The 16361-nt window shown below is 68.3% G+C and carries 13 protein-coding genes and 2 pseudogenes; 6 read left to right on the top strand and 9 right to left on the bottom strand.

The features are described from left to right. A pseudogene (locus ACFQE9_RS15045) lies at positions 1-769 on the top strand (nickel pincer cofactor-dependent isomerase, group 22); the annotation flags it as partial. Between the two features lie 117 nt (positions 770-886). Here the strand turns inward: ACFQE9_RS15045 and ACFQE9_RS15040 are convergent. After that, entirely contained in the window at positions 887-1957 is a 1071-nt protein-coding gene (locus ACFQE9_RS15040) for an Ldh family oxidoreductase (protein WP_379746558.1), read from the bottom strand. A gap of 45 nt (positions 1958-2002) precedes the next feature. Beyond that, positions 2003-2767, bottom strand: coding sequence for an IclR family transcriptional regulator (locus ACFQE9_RS15035; RefSeq protein WP_379746555.1), 765 nt, complete (start codon positions 2765-2767; stop codon positions 2003-2005). 161 nt (positions 2768-2928) lie between these two features. On the opposite strand from ACFQE9_RS15035, the gene ACFQE9_RS15030 reads away from it, so the two are divergent. From ACFQE9_RS15030 to lhgO, 3 genes are all read left to right on the top strand, one after another. After that, the gene (locus ACFQE9_RS15030; RefSeq protein ID WP_379746551.1) at positions 2929-3870 is read left to right on the top strand and encodes a dihydrodipicolinate synthase family protein; all 942 of its coding nucleotides are present in this window, start codon (positions 2929-2931) and stop codon (positions 3868-3870) included. 69 nt (positions 3871-3939) lie between these two features. Beyond that, on the top strand, positions 3940-5112 hold the full coding sequence (locus ACFQE9_RS15025) for an MFS transporter (RefSeq protein WP_379746570.1): 1173 nt from the start codon (positions 3940-3942) through the stop codon (positions 5110-5112). Between the two features lie 76 nt (positions 5113-5188). After that, complete coding sequence (gene lhgO / locus ACFQE9_RS15020; protein WP_379746548.1) at positions 5189-6391, top strand: L-2-hydroxyglutarate oxidase; 1203 nt, start codon at positions 5189-5191, stop codon at positions 6389-6391. A gap of 27 nt (positions 6392-6418) precedes the next feature. Here the strand turns inward: lhgO and ACFQE9_RS15015 are convergent, their stop codons facing one another. The 7 genes from ACFQE9_RS15015 to ACFQE9_RS14985 form a co-directional block, all read right to left on the bottom strand. Continuing rightward, complete coding sequence (locus ACFQE9_RS15015; protein ID WP_379746545.1) at positions 6419-7429, bottom strand: isocitrate/isopropylmalate dehydrogenase family protein; 1011 nt, start codon at positions 7427-7429, stop codon at positions 6419-6421. After that, a complete protein-coding gene (gene leuD / locus ACFQE9_RS15010) occupies positions 7430-8134 on the bottom strand; it encodes a 3-isopropylmalate dehydratase small subunit (RefSeq protein ID WP_379746542.1) in 705 nt (234 codons plus the stop codon). Further along, complete coding sequence (leuC, locus tag ACFQE9_RS15005) at positions 8131-9552, bottom strand: 3-isopropylmalate dehydratase large subunit (RefSeq protein WP_379746539.1); 1422 nt, start codon at positions 9550-9552, stop codon at positions 8131-8133. The genes leuD and leuC overlap by 4 nt, the downstream gene beginning before the upstream one ends. A gap of 57 nt (positions 9553-9609) precedes the next feature. After that, positions 9610-10665 carry a ketol-acid reductoisomerase gene (gene ilvC / locus ACFQE9_RS15000; RefSeq protein ID WP_379746536.1) on the bottom strand — a complete coding sequence of 352 codons (1056 nt, stop codon included), beginning with the start codon at positions 10663-10665 and terminating at the stop codon, positions 9610-9612. A 13-nt stretch (positions 10666-10678) separates the two neighbouring features. Beyond that, a complete protein-coding gene (gene ilvN / locus ACFQE9_RS14995; protein ID WP_379746567.1) occupies positions 10679-11344 on the bottom strand; it encodes an acetolactate synthase small subunit in 666 nt (221 codons plus the stop codon). 89 nt (positions 11345-11433) lie between these two features. Further along, positions 11434-13302, bottom strand: a complete 1869-nt coding sequence (ilvB, locus tag ACFQE9_RS14990) for a biosynthetic-type acetolactate synthase large subunit (protein WP_379746533.1) — start codon at positions 13300-13302, stop codon at positions 11434-11436. A gap of 343 nt (positions 13303-13645) precedes the next feature. Then, positions 13646-14860 (bottom strand): LeuA family protein, encoded by a 1215-nt coding sequence (locus tag ACFQE9_RS14985; RefSeq protein ID WP_379746564.1) that lies wholly within the window; start codon positions 14858-14860, stop codon positions 13646-13648. Positions 14861-15210: 350 nt separating this feature from the next. Here ACFQE9_RS14985 and ACFQE9_RS14980 point away from each other — a divergent pair. Both ACFQE9_RS14980 and ACFQE9_RS14975 read left to right on the top strand, forming a co-directional pair. After that, positions 15211-15501, top strand: a pseudogene (locus tag ACFQE9_RS14980) (DUF5779 family protein); the annotation flags it as partial. Between the two features lie 171 nt (positions 15502-15672). Continuing rightward, a complete protein-coding gene (locus tag ACFQE9_RS14975; protein ID WP_379746561.1) occupies positions 15673-16323 on the top strand; it encodes a hypothetical protein in 651 nt (216 codons plus the stop codon). The last annotated feature ends 38 nt before the right edge of the window (positions 16324-16361 follow it).

Raw genomic sequence — 16361 nt, 5'->3', positions numbered from 1 at the left:
GGGCGCGAAGACCGCCCACGCGTGGGCGCTCGACTGGAGCTTCCGCAACATGATCCCCGAGATCACCGAACGCCTCCTCGGGGAGCTCCCCGTCGTCGGCGGCGTCGCCATCCTCGAGGACCAACGCGATCGGACGGAGCAGATCGAGGGCGTGCCGCCCGAGGGGTTCCTCGACCGGGAGGCCGAACTCCTCGAGACCGCCTACGAGCTGCTCCCCACGCTGCCGTTCGACGACCTCGATCTCGTCGTCTTCGACCGGATGGGCAAGGAGATAAGCGGATCCGGGATGGACACGAACGTCACCGGTCGGCTGTTGGCGTTCAACGAGCCGTCGCCCGAGGTCCCCGACATCCGGCGTATCTACACGCGGTCGCTCACGGCGGCCTCCCACGGCAACGCCGCGGGCGTCGGCCAGGCCGACTTCATCCACCGTGACCTGCTGGGTGACCTCGAGGTCGAGGACACCGCGATCAACGCCGTGACCTCCGGGAGCGTCGAGAACGCCCGGATCCCCACGACCGTCGAGACCGACCGGGCGGGGATCCTCGCGTGTCTCTCCACCGTCGGCGTCCGCGATCGATGGGACGCGCGCGTGATCCGGGCGACCGACACGATGCACCTCGAGCGGATGTACGCCTCCGAGGCGCTCCTCGAGGAGGCGCGCGAGCGCGACGACCTGCGGGTCGTGGCAGAGCCCGAGCCGATCGCCTTCGAGAACGGCGAACTCGCGGCGCCCTCGCCGACCGACGCGGACGCGCGGCCCCGGTGAGACTTCCCGACGAATCGGTCGACGGACGCGTCGGAACGGTCCTCGACGTTCGAGGTGATGAGGGCCGGTACGGTCGCCTCGTCGGACCAGACGCGTTCCACGGGGAAGCGAGGCGGTTCACCGAAGCGGTTCCGGCAGCGACGCCCGAACGCCGAGATCCTCGGCGATCTCCCGGAGGTTCTCGACCACGGCGTCCTCGAGCGGGATGCCCGACTCGCGCCGGTCCCGCGCGGTTCGGTACTCCGGTTCGCCCGGCAGGAGGACCTCCCCGCCCTCCTCGATCGGTTCCGCAGAGCGGAGGAAGCGCGCGAGCCCGGAGACGCGCTCGGCGACCGCCTCCCGCGTGGTGAAGGCCGTCGGATCGATGGCGACGAATGCGGCGCCGTTTCCGGCCCAGTTCTGCTCCGCCTCGGTCGCGACCGCGCCGCCGCCGATGATCGCCGCGAACAGCTCGGTCATCGTCGCCAGGCCGAACCCCTTGTGGCCGGTCTCGATGCCGCCGAGGGGCAACAGCGCGCCGACCTCGTTCTCGAAGTCGGCGGCGTACTCGACCGGCTCGCCGGTCTCCGTGATCGTCCAGTCCTCGGGGAGCCGCTCGCCGGACCCGTCGCGTTCGATGATCTTCCCGTGGGCGATCTGGCTCGTCGCCGCGTCGTAGATCGGATCGAACGGGAGCGCCCCGAAGCTGGGCACGCCGAAGGTGATCGGATTCGTCCCGAGCCGCCTGTCGGCGGTGCCGTGAGGAGCTATCCGCTGGGCGCCGCCGTGGAGGTTGACCCACGACGCGAAGAGGTACCCCTCGTCCGTGACGATATCCGCCCACTCGCCGATCCGACCGAGGTGACCGGAGTCGTGAACGCCGACGATGCCGACGCCGCGTTCGGCCGCCGTCTCCGTGACCAGCTCGACCGCCCGTCGACCGGTCACCTGGCCGAACGCGCCACCGCCGTCGATCCGGTGGAACGGGCCCGCTTCCTCGAGTTCCGGCATCGCGGAGGGATCGAGCGCCCCGTCGTCGATCTGGGCGGCGTAGTAGGGAAGCCTGACCACGCCGTGTGAGGAGTGGCCGACGAGGTCCGCGGAGACGAGCGAGCGGGCCACGGTCTCCGCGATCCCGGACGGCGCCCCGCATCCTTCGATCGCGACCTGTGCGAACGCCTCCAGCGAGTCGGGAGAAACGGTGTGCATCCGTCGGAGCCATTCGGACGTTCGATATTAACGATACCGTTCGACTCACCCGAACTTCGTGTTCAACTCGATCACGTTCGCCGCGCGCCGTACGCTGTCGGCGAGGTCGCCGTGGAGCCGCTCGTCGGTGATTCGGCTCGAGGGTCCGGAGATGCTGATCGCACCGAGGACCTCGTCGTCGTCGAGAACGGGCGCCGCGACACAGCGGAGCCCCTGGATGTTCTCCTCGTCGTCGATGCCGTACCCGCGATCGACGATCCGATCGAGCTCCTCTCGGAGGGCCTGGCGGTCCGTGATGGTCGTTTCAGTACGGCCGTCGAGGTCGAGGGCGTCGACGATCCCCTCGCGATGGTCCGCGGGGAGGTGTGCGAGGATGGTCTTTCCGAGCGCGGTCGAGTGAATGGGCTGTTGGGTCCCGATCCGGGAGGCGGTCGTGACCGCCCGATCTCCGGCGGCCTTATACAGGTAGGAGACGCGCTCGTACTCCTCGATTCCGAACTGCACGATCTCTCCGGTCTCGAATGCCAGCTCGTCGACCTCGTTCTCGATGACGTCGTAGTCCGCGACCTGGTCGCGGACGTCGCGCGCGATGGAGAGGAACTTCAGACTCAACCGATATCCGCCGTCCTCCGCGACCACGAGACCCTCGTCCGCAAGCGTCCGGAGGTGGCTGTGGACCGTGCTCTTCGAGTGTCCGAGCTCGTTCGCGATCGCCGTCACCCCGAGCGTTCCCTCCCGTTGAAGCAGCTCGATGACGCTGACCCCGATCTGCACGCCGCGGATCCGTCTGCCCGTCGGTTCCGTCGTCATGTGCGCCGGCAGTTCCGCGACCGACATAAGTCTGTTCCCGAAACGAGAACGTGATTCCGGGGCGAGAATCGACATCGGAGCGAGATTCGACGGATACGGGTAGACCGTGAGCGAACGGTCGACGGATACCTTTATGCTGCGTGCGGATAGTTCACACGTCCGTGCAGTATCAACGCATCAAATCCGACCTTCGGGGCGTCGCCTTCACCAATCCGACGCCGTTCGACGAGAGCGGCGAGGAGATCCGACACGACGCGCTCGCGAGCAACGTTCGCCACGTCGTCGACGCCGGGGGGCGGGTGATCATCCCCTGTGGAAACACGGGCGAGTACTACTCGTTGACGAACGAGGAACGGGTCGCGGTGGTCGAAACCGTGGCCGAGGCGGTCGGCGACGAGGCGACGATCGTCGGCGGCGTCGGCGGGAGCACCCAAACCGCGATCGAGCTCGCGTCCGCCTACGAGGACGTCGGGGCGGACGCGATCATGGTCATGCACCCGGTTCACACATACATCCATCAGGTCGGCCTGATCGACTACTACCGGGAGATCGTCGAATCCACCGATCTCGGCGTCGTTCTGTACAAGCGAGGTCCGGCGGTGACTCGGGAGTTGCTCGCGGAGATCACGGGCTATGAGAACGTCGTCGGCGTGAAGTACGCGGTGAACGACGTCAAGGGCTTCTCCGAGATGGTCGAAACGATCGACGCCGACGTCGTCTGGTCGAACGGCATCGCGGAGCGGTTCGCCCCCGCCTTCGCCGTCGAGGGGGCAGAGGGGTTCACCACCGGGATCGGAAACTTCGTGCCCGAGCAGGTGCTCGCGTTGATGGACGCCCTCGAGGCGGAAGCGTGGGATCGGGCGCGGGAGCTTCGCGAGCAGATCCGGCCGTTCGAGAACCTCCGGGAGGAGCCGGGCGAGGAAAACGACCTTGCGGCCGCGAACAACGTCCCGGCGGTCAAGCACGCGATGGACCTCGCGGGACTCCACGGCGGCCCGGTGAGGGAGCCGCTCGTCGAACTCTCGGAGACGGACCGACGGCGGGCGGAGGAGTATTACGAACGGATCCGCGAGGCCACCGACGAGCACGCCACCGCGCGATGAACAACGCCGAACGACGGGAACCGACGACGGATGCGGTCGGCCGGTGCGTGAACTGACGCGTTCATGGACATGCGTTGGCACTACAGACACACCGTTCTCTCGCTTTGTACGCTCGCGTTCTTCGCGACGATGGTTGGACGGCTCGCGATCAGCCCGGTCGTCCCGCGGATAACCGACGCCTTCGAGATCTCCAACACGGTGATCGGCGTCGCGTTGACCGGGATGTGGATGGCCTACGCGCTCTCGCAGTTCCCGAGCGGGGTCCTCGGGGACCGATACGGGGAGCGGCGTATCATCCTCGTGGCAGTCGGCGGGACGGGGGTGATGGCCCTGCTCGTCGCCGTCTCTCCGGTCTATCCGGCCTTCGTCCTCTGTGTGATCGCGTTGGGTGCCGTGGCGGGGCTCCACTACAGCACCGCGACGACCCTGCTCTGGCGGACCTACGACGACATCGGGACCGCGATCGGGATCCACACGATCGGCGCGCCCGCCGGTGGACTGATCGCCCCGGTCGCGGCGGCGTGGGTCGGCACGCGCTACGGATGGCGGCCCGCCGTCGCGATCGGGGCGATAGTCGCGGTTCCCGTCTTCGCGTCGTTCGCGCTGTTCGTCCGCGAGAGCGAGCCGCAACGTCCCGACGAGCCGATGCGCGATCGGATGCGGATCGGGCCGGTCCTCGAGCTGCTCTCGCGGCCGACGATCGCCTTCACCGCCGTCATCGCGGGCACGGGAGCGTTCGTCTGGCAGGGGGTCGCGTCGTTCCTCCCGACGTTCCTCATCGCGCATCGGGGGCTGTCCGCGACGACGGCCGGCGTCGTGTTCTCGTCGTACTTCGTGGTACAGGCGGCGACCAAGCCCCTCCTCGGCGCGCTCTCGGACAACTACGAGCGGGATCTCGGCGTCGGCGTCAGCCTGCTCACGAGCGTGGCGGGCATGGCGCTTTTCGTCGTCGGTCCGGGCCTGGTCGGCATCGCTGCAGCGGTCGTCATGATCGGCACCGGGCTCGGGATGGCCGTCACCGTGGAGCCGCGGTTCGTCGACGAGCTGTCGGAGGACGAACAGGGCGTGGGATTCGGCCTCGTCAGAACGGTCTATCTGGTCGTCAGCGCGCTCGGGTCGGTGACGACGGGATTTCTGGCGGACACCGTCGGGTGGTCCGCCGCCTTCTCCATCCTCTCCGGGCTCCTCGCCGTGATCCTCGCGGCCGTGGTCGTGAACTACGTCCTCGGGTTGGGATACTGAGAGGGATGCATCATCGATCGGGCGCTTCGGCGACGTTGCGGCGGATTTTTTAGGCAGTCATGGCTACTCTCGGTCGATGATACACCACGACGTCGCGGTCATCGGCGGCGGCTGTGTCGGGCTGTCGACCGCGAAACACCTCGCGGAGCGGACCGACCTCGACGTGTGCGTCCTCGAGAAGGAGTACCACCTCGCCGAACACCAGAGCGGGCGCAACTCCGGCGTGTTACATCCCGGCTTCAACTACCCTCCGGACTCGGTGAAAGCGGAGTACGCCACGGAGGGGACGAGCCGGATGAAGGAGTACTGTGCGGAACACGACATCCCGTGTGAGGAGTGCGGCGTGCTCGTCGTCGCAAAGGACGACCGCGAGGAGGCGCACCTCGAGGAACTCGCCGCACAGGCGGAGGCCAACGGGGTCGCCTACGAGCTGCTCGACTCGCAGGCGGCGATCCGCGAACACGAGCCGCACGCGGTCGGGCAGGCGGCGCTTTATGCCCCCGAGGCGGCCTCCGTCGACTCCCAGCAGTACGTCTACACCCTCGCCCGCGAGGCACAGCAGGACGGCGTCGACCTGTACATGGGCCACGCCGTCTCGCGGATCCATCGGTCGGGCGAGGGGTACCGGATCCACACGAGCAACAGCGACGTCGAGGCCGACTACCTGGTCAACGCCGCCGGACTGCACGCCGACACGCTGGCCCATCAGGTCGGCGTGGGCGAGGACTACCAGGTCGTCCCGTTCCGCGGCGAGTACTACGAGCTTACCCCCGAGAAGGCGCACCTGTGCCGGACGATGATCTATCCGACGCCGGACCCGGAGCTGCCGTTCCTCGGGGTCCACTACACCCGACGGACCGACGGGAAGGTGATCGTCGGACCGAACGCGGTCCTCGCGTTCGGCCGCGAGGCCTACGAGAACACGGACGTCGATCTCCGTGAGCTGTACGAAACGCTCACCTACGAGGGGTTCCGGCGGCTCCTCGCCTCCCCGACGATGCTTTCGGTCGCGGTCTCCGAGCTGAACAAGTCCTACCGCAAGGGGAAGTTCACGGAGGCCTCCAGACGGCTCGTCCCCGAGGTCAAAAGCGAGGACTTGGAGAAGAGCTACGCCGGCATCCGCGCCCAGCTCGTGAGCGCCGAGGGCGAACTCGTCAAGGATCCGCTGTCGATCGAGACCGACGACGCGGTTCACGTCCTCAACGCCGTCTCGCCCGGGTTGACCTGCTCGCTCCCCTACGGCGAACACGTCGCAGAGCAGCTGGCCGAGAAGGTGTAGGGTTCGAGGGGGCGCCCCCGAGGCGGTCTACAACCGTGCGATGATCGCGTCGGTCATCTCCGCCGTCGTCGCCGACCCGCCGAGATCCCCGGTCCGGGGGCCGTCGGCGAGGACGGACTCGACCGCGGTCCGAACCCGCCCGCCGGCCGCCGTGTAGCCGAGATGCTCGAGGAGCATGGCCGCAGAGAGGATCGCGGCGGTCGGGTTCGCGATCCCCTCGCCGGCGATGTCCGGCGCGGTGCCGTGGACCGGCTCGAAGAGCCCGTTGTCGGTGCCCACGTTCGCGGAGGGGAGCAGTCCCAGCCCGCCGACGAGCCCCGCCGCGAGGTCCGAGAGCACGTCGCCGGCCAGGTTCGGACAGACGACGACGCCGTACTGGCTCGGATCGAGGGGCAGCTTGGTCGCGAACGCGTCCATCAGCTCCTCGTCGGCCGCGACGCCGCGCTCGTCTGCGACCTCGAGAACCGTCTCGCGGAACCGACCGTCCGTCTCGCGCATCACGTTCGCCTTGTGTGCGACGGTGAAGCCGTCGCGGTGGTCGGGGCCGCGACCGGCCTCGACGAACTCGCAGGCGAACTCCGCGAGCTGTTGGGACGCGGAGTCGGTGACCACCCGCGTGAGCGTCGAGAGGTCCGCGGAGAGGCGGTCCTCGTGGCCGGCGTAGACGCCCTCGGTGTTCTCACGCAGGAAGACGACGTCCGTCTCCGGGCGCAGGGCATCGACGCCGGGGTACGCACGCGCCGGCCGAACGTTGACGAACGAGTCGACGGCGTCGCGAAGCGGGAGGATGACGTCGGCGGCCGTCTCGCCGGCCGCCCCGAACAGCGTCGCGTCGGCGTTCGCCGCCAGGTCGTAGGTCGCCCGGGGGAGCGCCTCGCCGGTCTCCGCGAGGACCGCATCGCCCGCGTCGGCCTCGACGTACTCGAACGGGCCGACCGCGTCCGAGTCGTCCGCGATCGCATCGAGCACCTCGACGGCGGCCGGGACGACCTCCCGACCGATGCCGTCGCCCTCGATGACGACGATCTCCTCGCTCATTCAGTCGTCCCCCGCCGCGGCGTCAGCGTCCTCGTCCGGCGAGGAGACGTGATCCTCCGGAACGTAGGGGAGCGAGCGGGCGGTCTCGCGGACCGCGTTCGCGTTCGCGCCCATGAGCGCCGTCGTGTCCCAGACCCCCTCGACGAGGGCCTTCCGCTGTGCGTCGTTGACCGTGGCGTCGATCTCCTCGTCGTCGTAGACGACGCGCTCGTTCTCGACGTCGACGTCGATCTCGGCGTCGGGGTGTTCCTCGACGTAGTCCTGGAGCGCCTCGATGTCCGCCTGGTCGGCGGTCACCGTCGGGATGCCGAGCGCGAGACAGTTGCCCGCGAAGATCTCCGCGAACGACTCGCCGACGACGGCGTCGATTCCCCATCGCATCAACGCCTGCGGGGCGTGTTCGCGCGAGGAGCCGCACCCGAAGTTGGCGTTGACGACCAGGACGTTCGCCCCCTGGTACTGCTCCTCGTTGAACGGGTGGTCCTTCTCCTCGTCCTCGTCGTCGAATCGCTGGTCGAAGAAGGCGAACTGGCCGAGCCCGTCGAAGGTGACGACCTTCATGAACCGCGCCGGGATGATCTGGTCGGTGTCGATGTCGTTTCCGCGGACCGGGATCCCGGTTCCGGACACCGCCGTCACCTTCTCGGCGGGGGCCTCGCCCTCGGCGAAGCCCTCGTGGTCGATCTCGACGTCGGAGCCGCTCATGCGGTCACCACCTCCTCCATCTCGCGGACGTCGGTGACCTCGCCGGTCACCGCCGCCGCCGCGACCATCGTCGGGCTCATCAGGACGGTCCGGCCGTCCTTCGAGCCCTGCCTGCCGACGAAGTTCCGGTTCGAGGAGGAGGCGCTCGCCTCGTCGCCCTGCAGCTGGTCGGCGTTCATGCCCAGACACATCGAACAGCCCGGCTCGCGCCACTCGAAGCCGGCCTCGGTGAAGACCTCGTCGAGGCCCTCGGCCTCGGCGGCGGCTTGAACGCGCTGGCTGCCGGGGACGACCATCGCGCGGACGTCGTCGGCGACCTCGCGGCCGCGAACGAACGCGGCCGCCTCACGCAGGTCCTTCAGCCGTGCGTTCGTACACGAGCCGAGGAAGGCGACGTCGATCTCATATCCCTCCATGGTGTCTCCGGGTTCGACGCGCATGTGCTCCTGTGCACGCCGTGCGGTGTCCTGCTTGTCGGCCGGCAGGTCCTCCGGGGCCGGGATCGGCTCCGTGATTCCGATTCCCTGTCCGGGGGTCGTTCCCCACGTGACGGTCGGCTCGATCGCGGAGCCGTCGATCGTCACGACGTCGTCGTACTCGGCGTCGTCGTCGCTCGCGATCGACTCCCAGTACGGCTTCAGCCGCTCGAACCGCTCGGGATCGTCGGCGAAGGCGTCCGTCTCGCGAAGCCACTCGTAGGTGGTCTCGTCGGGGTTGACGTAGCCCGCGCGGGCGCCGCCCTCGATCGACATGTTGCAGATGGACATCCGTCCCTCCATGCCGAGGCTCTCGATGGCCTCGCCGGCGTACTCGTAGACGTGGCCGACGCCGCCGTCGGTGCCGAGCTTCCGGATGATGGTGAGGATGACGTCCTTGGCCGTGACGTGCTCGCCGAGCTCGCCCGTGACCTCGATGCGTCGGACCTTCTGTTTCTCCATCGCGACACAGCCCGTCGCGAGGACGTCGCGGATCTGTGAGGTCCCGATCCCGAACGCGAGCGCCCCGAAAGCGCCGTGCGTCGAGGTGTGTGAGTCGCCACAGACGATGGTCATGCCCGGCTGGGTGATCCCCTGTTCGGGGCCGATGACGTGGACGATCCCCTGGTTCCCGGAGTCGGGATCGGAGAACTCGATGCCGGACTCGCGGACGTTCTCCTCGAGTTCGGCCATCATGTTCTCCGCCGCGTCGTCGGCGTAGGGTCGATCGCGGTCGTCGGTCGGAACGATGTGGTCCACCGTCGCGTGGGTCCGCTCCGGGAAGGCGACCTCGACGTCGCGCTCGCGCAGCATTCCGAACGCCTGCGGGCTCGTGACCTCGTGAACGAGGTGGAGACCGACGAACAACTGGTCCTGTCCGGTCGGCAGCTCGGTCACCTTGTGGTTCTCCCAGACCTTATCGTAGAGCGTTCCGCTGCTCATCGGGGGATCCCCCGCTCGCGACCGCGGACGATTGCACGCGATACGTCCGGCACGTCCTCAGGCATCGGCGGTCACGCGCTCCGTCTCGTCCTCGTCCTCGGTCTCCTCGGACCAGGCGAAAAGCGACCGGAGCTCCGCTCCGACCTGCTCGATCTCGTGGTTGCGCTCGGCCTGGTGCAGCTGCGTGAACGAGGGACGTCCGGCCTGGTTCTCCGCGATCCACTCGCGCGCGAAGGTGCCGTCCTGTACCTGCTCGAGGACCTGCTCCATGTTCTCGCGGGCATGCTCGTCGACGACGACGTCGCCCTGTGTGAGGCCGCCGTACTCCGCGGTGTCGGAAACGGAGTCCCACATCTCGCCGAGTCCGCCCTCGTACATCAGATCGACGATCAGCTTCATCTCGTTGAGACACTCGAAGTAGGCCATCTCCGGGGAGTAGCCCGCCTCGACGAGCGTCTCGTAGGCCTGTTTCACGAGCGAGGTGACGCCGCCACACAGGACGGCCTGCTCGCCGAAGAGGTCGGTCTCCGTCTCCTCGCGGAAGGTCGTCTCGACGACGCCGGCGCGGGCACACCCGATCGCGGCGGCGTAGGCGAGTCCCTCCTGTTTGGCCGTGCCCGTCTCGTCCTGATAGATGGCGAGCAGGCCCGGCGTCCCCTCGTCGTTCTCGTAGTTCCGGCGGACGAGGTGGCCCGGCGACTTGGGCGCGACCATCGTGACGTCGACGTCCTCGGGCGGACGGATCTGGTTGTAGTGGATGTTGAACCCGTGGGCGAACTGGAGCGTGTCGCCGGGATCGAGGTTGGGCTCGATCGCGTTCTCGTAGACGTCCGGCTGAACGGTGTCGGGGACGAGCACGGAGACGATGTCCGCACGTGCTGACGCCTCCGCGGGGGTGGCGACCTCCAGACCGTCGTCCTCGGCCGCGCCCCACGAGGAGGAGTCCTCGCGCAGGCCGACCACGACGTCGACGCCGCTTTCGTTCAGGTTCTGTGCGTGCGCGTGACCCTGGGATCCGTAGCCGAGTACGGCGACGGTCTTGTTCAGGATGTGGGACGTGTCCGCGTCGTCTTCGTAGTAGATCTCGGATTCGAACGGCGTGTCGTTGCTCATGGATGTATCTGTATTAGGGATTGTCGTAACTTCGCTGTGTCGATTCGCCCACGCTCGTCGCGTGGGCGGTCGGTTCGCCCGAGGTCCCCGGCTCCTCGCCGGGAACCGTCTGCGTGTCGCCGCGGGAGAGCGCGGTCTGTCCGGTCCGGGCGATCTCGATGATCCCGAACTGGTCGTAGGCGTCGATCGCGTCGTCGATCTTCGACTCGTCGCCGGTGAGTTGGACCGTGATCGTTCGCGGCCCGGCATCGAGGGTCTCGCCGTCGTACATCTCGGTGATGGCGTGGACCTTGTCGGGCTCGTCGCCGCGGACCTTGAGCAGGACGAGCTCCGTCGTGACTGCGTCGTCGGCGAGCTCGCCGACGGAGATCACGGGTTTCAGCTTCGCGAGCTGACGTTCGATCTGGTCGATCCCGGGATCGGTCTCCTCGACCACCATCGTGAGCCTGGAGTGGCCCTCGACGGTCGTCGGGCCGACGGTCAGGCTCTCGATGTTGAACTGTCGCCGCGAGACCAGTCCCGAAACCCGCGAGAGGACGCCCGGCTCGTCCTCGACGAGCGCGGATATCGTCGCCCGTCTCGGTTGGTGTTCGGCCTCGACCGCCGGATCGATCCGGATGCCCTGGCTGTTTCGCCGCCCCTCCGGATGGGGTCGCTCCTCCGGGGCCGGACCGGGCATACCCGAGCGGTCGGCGTTCGTCCCCTGGGTGTCCCGATGGGGCGATCCCGGATCGGGTTTGTTCGGGGTCGCGTCGTCGGCGTTCCCGCTCATAGCTGCTCCTCCGAGAGCGCGAACTTGCCGTTGTCGCCGCCGCTTGGAACCATCGGGTAGACGTTCTCGGCGGGGTCGATCCGGAAGTCGATGACCGAGGGACCCTCGTGGTCGAGGGCGGCCTCGATCGTGTCGGCCACCTCGTCGTACTCCGAGACGGTCCAGCCCTTCGCGCCGAACGCCTCCGCGAGCTTGTCGAACTCGGGCATCCAGCCGTACTCGGAGGCCATGTGTCGCCCCTCGAAGAAGGCGTCCTGCCACTGTCTGACCATGCCGATGTACTCGTTGTTGAGCACCGCGAAGGTGATGTCGAGGTTCTCACGGACCGCGACCGAGATCTCCTGGATCGTCATCAGGAACGACCCGTCGCCGTCGAAACAGACCACCTCGCGGTCGGTCTCGCCGGCGTTGTCGGCCGCCAGTCGCGCGCCGATCGCCGCCGGCACGCCGTAGCCCATCGTTCCGAGCCCGTGTGAGGAGACCCAGGTCCGCGGCTCCGTGTACGTCCAGAACTGCGCGGCCCACATCTGGTGTTGGCCGACGCCCGTGGTGACGATCGCGTCGTCGCCGGTCGCCTCGTCGAAGGCCTCGACGACGAACTGCGGCTTCAGCGGCTCGTCTTCGGGCATCGCGTAGGTCATCGGGTACTCGTTCTTCCAGTCCGCACACTGCTCTCGCCACTCGTCGGCGTCCGGCGACGTCTCGACGGTCGCGAGCAGCTGTTCGAGCACGGTCGCGGCGTCGCCGACGAGCGGGTAATCCGCGTGGACGTTCTTGGATATCTCGGCCGGGTCGATGTCGACGTGGACGACCTCGGCCTCGGGAGCGAACGTCTCGATCCCGCCGGTCAGCCGGTCGTCGAACCGGGTCCCGACCGCGATCAGACAGTCGGTGTGGGTGATCGCCATGTTGGCGTAGCCCGTGCCGTGCATGCCCGCCCACGACAGCGAGAGCGGATCGTCCTCGGGGAACGACCCGATCCCCGGCATCGTCGTGGTGACGGGGATCTCGTGCTCGCGAGCGAACCGTCGCGCCTGATCGCTGGCGTCGGCTTTGATCACGCCGCCGCCGAACAGACAGAGCGGCCGTTCGGCACGTTCGATGGCCCGAGCGGCCCGATCGACCGCGTCGGGATCCGCCTCGGGGTCGGTCTCCGAGCCGGCCGGCGGCTCCGGCGGCTTCGGGGTCCGGTCGGTCTCGCCGAGCGTGACGTCCTTCGGCAGGTCGACGAGCGTCGGACCGGGCCGGCCGGTCTCCGCGTACGCGAACGCCTCGCCGACGGTGTCGCCGACGGTGTCGGACTCGCTCGCGAAGTAGTTGTGTTTCGTGATCGGCGCCGTGACGCCGATCGTGTCGGTCTCCTGGAACGCGTCGTTGCCGACGAACTCCGTCGGGACCTGGCCGGTCAGCGCCAACAGCGCGTCCGAGTCCATCGAGGCGTCGGCGATCCCGGTGACCAGGTTGGTCGCGCCCGGACCGGACGTGGCCAGGCAGACGCCCGTCTCGCCGGAGACGACGCCATAAGCGTCGGCCGCGTGCGCGGCGCCCTGCTCGTGGGCCATCGTGACGTGGCGGACCGACGAGGCGTAAAGCGCGTCGTAGACGGGCATGATCGCTCCGCCCTGAATGCCGAAGGCCGTGTCGGCGCCGGCCGCCTCGAGCGCGGCGATCACCGATTCGGCACCCGTCGTGGGCGTGCGGTTCACGGCCTCCGCGGCCTCCTCTCCGGCGGCGTCCGCCTCGGCGGCCGCGGTTCCGCCGTCGGCGGCGGCGTCGCTCGCGGGGTCCTCCCCGTTCGCCGCCGCCGCGTCGGCGTTCGTCGGGTTCGATTCGTCGTGGTCGATCGGTGCGTCTCGAGTGGTCATGGGTCGTGTCGTGGCATCTGTGTGTCGCGATCGGTGTCGATTGCCGTGATCTCCGGGTCGCGAGGATCGGTCCCTCGCGGGGAACGTGCGGTACGCCGGCTTCGAAGAAGGGTGGTGGTGTAGGGGCTCAAGCCCCTACGATGGCTCCGATACCGATCACGAGCCCGAGACTGTCGAGTCCGGGGGAGCGGGCGAGCGTCGCGGTGGCTTGCTCGCCCTCGTCCGCGAACGTCTCGTGTCGGCTCATCACGAGATGAATTCCGCTCGCCACACTTAAATCTGTCTCGACGCTCCGCGATCCGGGGCTGTCGCTGGCGGTCGAACCCCGACGCGGAGGGGGTCATCAGACCCTGACCTCCTCGCGTCTCTCGATGCCCTCGTCCTCCGCGAACCGCTCCACGTCGCCGACGGTGACGCGGCGTTTGTTCGCGCCCTGCTTTTTGACCCGCTTCGTGACGACGCGGACCTCGGCGTCGGTCGGGTCGAAGCCGGCCTCCTCGAGGTGCTTGCGCACCGCGTGGGTCCCGGTGTGTTTGCCGAGGACGAACTCGCGTTCGGCCCCGACCATCTCCGGGGTCATCACGCCGGGCTCGAAGGTGTCCGCGTTCTCGATCACGCCCGCCGCGTGGATGCCCGACTCGTGGGAGAACGCGTTCCGGCCGACGACCGGCTTGTTGGCCGGGACCGGGATGTCCGAGGCGTCCTCGACGATCCGAGCCAGCTTGGTGATCTGGGTCGTGTCGATCCCGGTGTCGACGCCGTAGACCGACTCGACCGCCATCACGACCTCCTCGTATGCGGCGTTGCCGGCTCGCTCGCCGATCCCGTTGACCGAGACCTGCGCCTGGTGGGCGCCGTTCTCGAAGCCGGCCAGCGCGTTCGCGGTGGCCAGCCCGAAGTCGTCGTGGGGATGGACGTCGACGCGGGCGTCGGTCGCCTCGACGACCGCCTCGACCGTCTTGCCGAGCGCCGTCGGCGTCCCGACGCCGCATGTGTCCGGAATGTTGATCCAGTCGACGTCGGCCTCCGAGACGGCCTCGACGATCTCGATCAGGAACTCCGGCTCGGTTCGGGTCGCGTCCATCGGCGAGAACATGCACTCGACGCCCGCGTCCTTGACCCGGCGAACGCTCTTCACCGCGCGCTCGACCGCGTCCTCGCGGGTCGCGTGCATCGAGTCCTCGAGCTGGACGTCGCTCGTGGAGACGAACACGTGTATCATCTCCACGCCCGAGTCGATCGCCGCCTCGATGTCGCCTTCGACCACGCGGGCGAGCCCGCAGGTCGTGGCGTCCGTCGCGGCGGCGATGTCGCTCACGGCCTCGAACTCCGAATCGGAGTTGACGGGGAACCCGGCCTCGATGACGTGGGTTCCCATCTCGTCCAGCGTCGACGCTATGCGTCGCTTCTCGTCGTAGCTGAACGAAGTACGTGGTGACTGTTCGCCGTCTCGCAGCGTCGTGTCGAAAATTCGGACAGGACCGATATCGATGTTAGAAGCTATCGTGCCCTGGAAGAACTCGATCCGCCGGGGTGTCCGACGAAGCCTCCGTATGATGTGTCATCGCACTTCGTCCTGAGGCCTCTCCACTATTAAACCTTTTCGCGATGGGCCCGGATCGGACGGAACAGTTCCCCACGATCACGGATCGACGACGTACAGATCGCGTGACTCGGACGAGTCGTGTTCGAGAGATCGGCCGGTTCTCTCCCGGGCGACCGCGTCCGGTGGTGATCCGGCACCGGGTTTATGACCCGATTGGACGTTCGTCCACCCCTCAACGAGACGGGCCCGGCGTCCACCCAGCCGTTCGAAACGCGGCTCGCCGGCGGATGCGATCGATCCGGCCGGAGACGTCGTCGACCGGCTGGGGGAACCGTTTTTACCACGGGCGTGGACCTCCGGGTATGGGCGATTGGGACCTCGACCTCAGGCACGCGGAGGACCAACTCGACGAGATCGGCGCACGCGGGGACGTCGTTCTCGGGGTACTCGACGGCTCGACGGCTCCGGAGGAGTGGATCCGCCACGTCGAGTACGGAAACACGCTCGTGTTGTCGATCGAGGGGGACCTCAACGAGCTCGCCGCCGGATTCGCCCGCGAGATCCGGGACATGGACGGCGAACTGATGCACTTTCGCGGCTTTCTCGTCGTGACGCCCCCCGACGTCGCCATCGACACCGATCGACTCTCGGAGTGACCCGCGTCGGCGCCGGCCGTGTTTTAAGCGCCCTCGGTCCCTACCTCGCGTATGACTGCGTCCGATCCCGGCGACGAGTCCGACCCGGAGGCCTCGGACGGGAACGCGACGGCCGAGGACCGAGAGTTCCTCCACGTGATCGATCGGTTCGACGGCGGCGTCGGCTGGATGGCCCATCCCGAGGAGGCGATGCAGCGGGCGAGCCACGCCGTCACCGTCCCGAACGAGGAAGGCGGGGGCGCCCCGGACGTCTGGGTGATCGACCCGGTCGATCCGCCCGGACCCGACGGTTCCGACCAGCTCGACGAACTCCTCTCGGATCCGGGGAGCGTCGCCGGCGTCGTGTGTTGTCTGGACCGCCACAAGCGCGACGCCGCCGCGGTCGCGACACGTCACGACGTCGCCGTCTGGATCCCGGAGTGGATGACCGGCGTCGAGGAGGAACTCGACGCGCCCGTCGAGCGGTTCGGGTCCCGGCTCGCCGACACCGGATTCGAGGCGATCCGGGTTCGAAACGCCTCGCTGCCCCCCTGGCAGGAGGTGGCACTCTTCGACGGATCGACCCTGATCGTCCCGGAAGCCGTGGGGACGAACCCGTTCTTTCGTGCCGGAGGCGAACGCCTCGGCGTCCACCCGATGTTGCGTCTCATCCCGCCGCGGGCCCCCTTCGCCGGGATCGATCCGGACCGGATCCTGGTCGGGCACGGCGAGGGAATCCACGACCGCGCGGGCGAGGCGCTCGCTGACGCGCTGGCCGGCGCACGGCGGCGCGCGCCGTCGGCGTACCTGAACGCACTGCGCCTGGCGATCGGTCGGTGAGACGCGGGACCGATCGCCATCACCATCCACCGATACGC

Origin of the sequence: Halopenitus salinus, from assembly GCF_042662125.1 — an archaeon.
Lineage (GTDB): Archaea > Halobacteriota > Halobacteria > Halobacteriales > Haloferacaceae > Halopenitus > Halopenitus salinus.
This window is presented reverse-complemented; position numbering and strand designations above follow the sequence as displayed.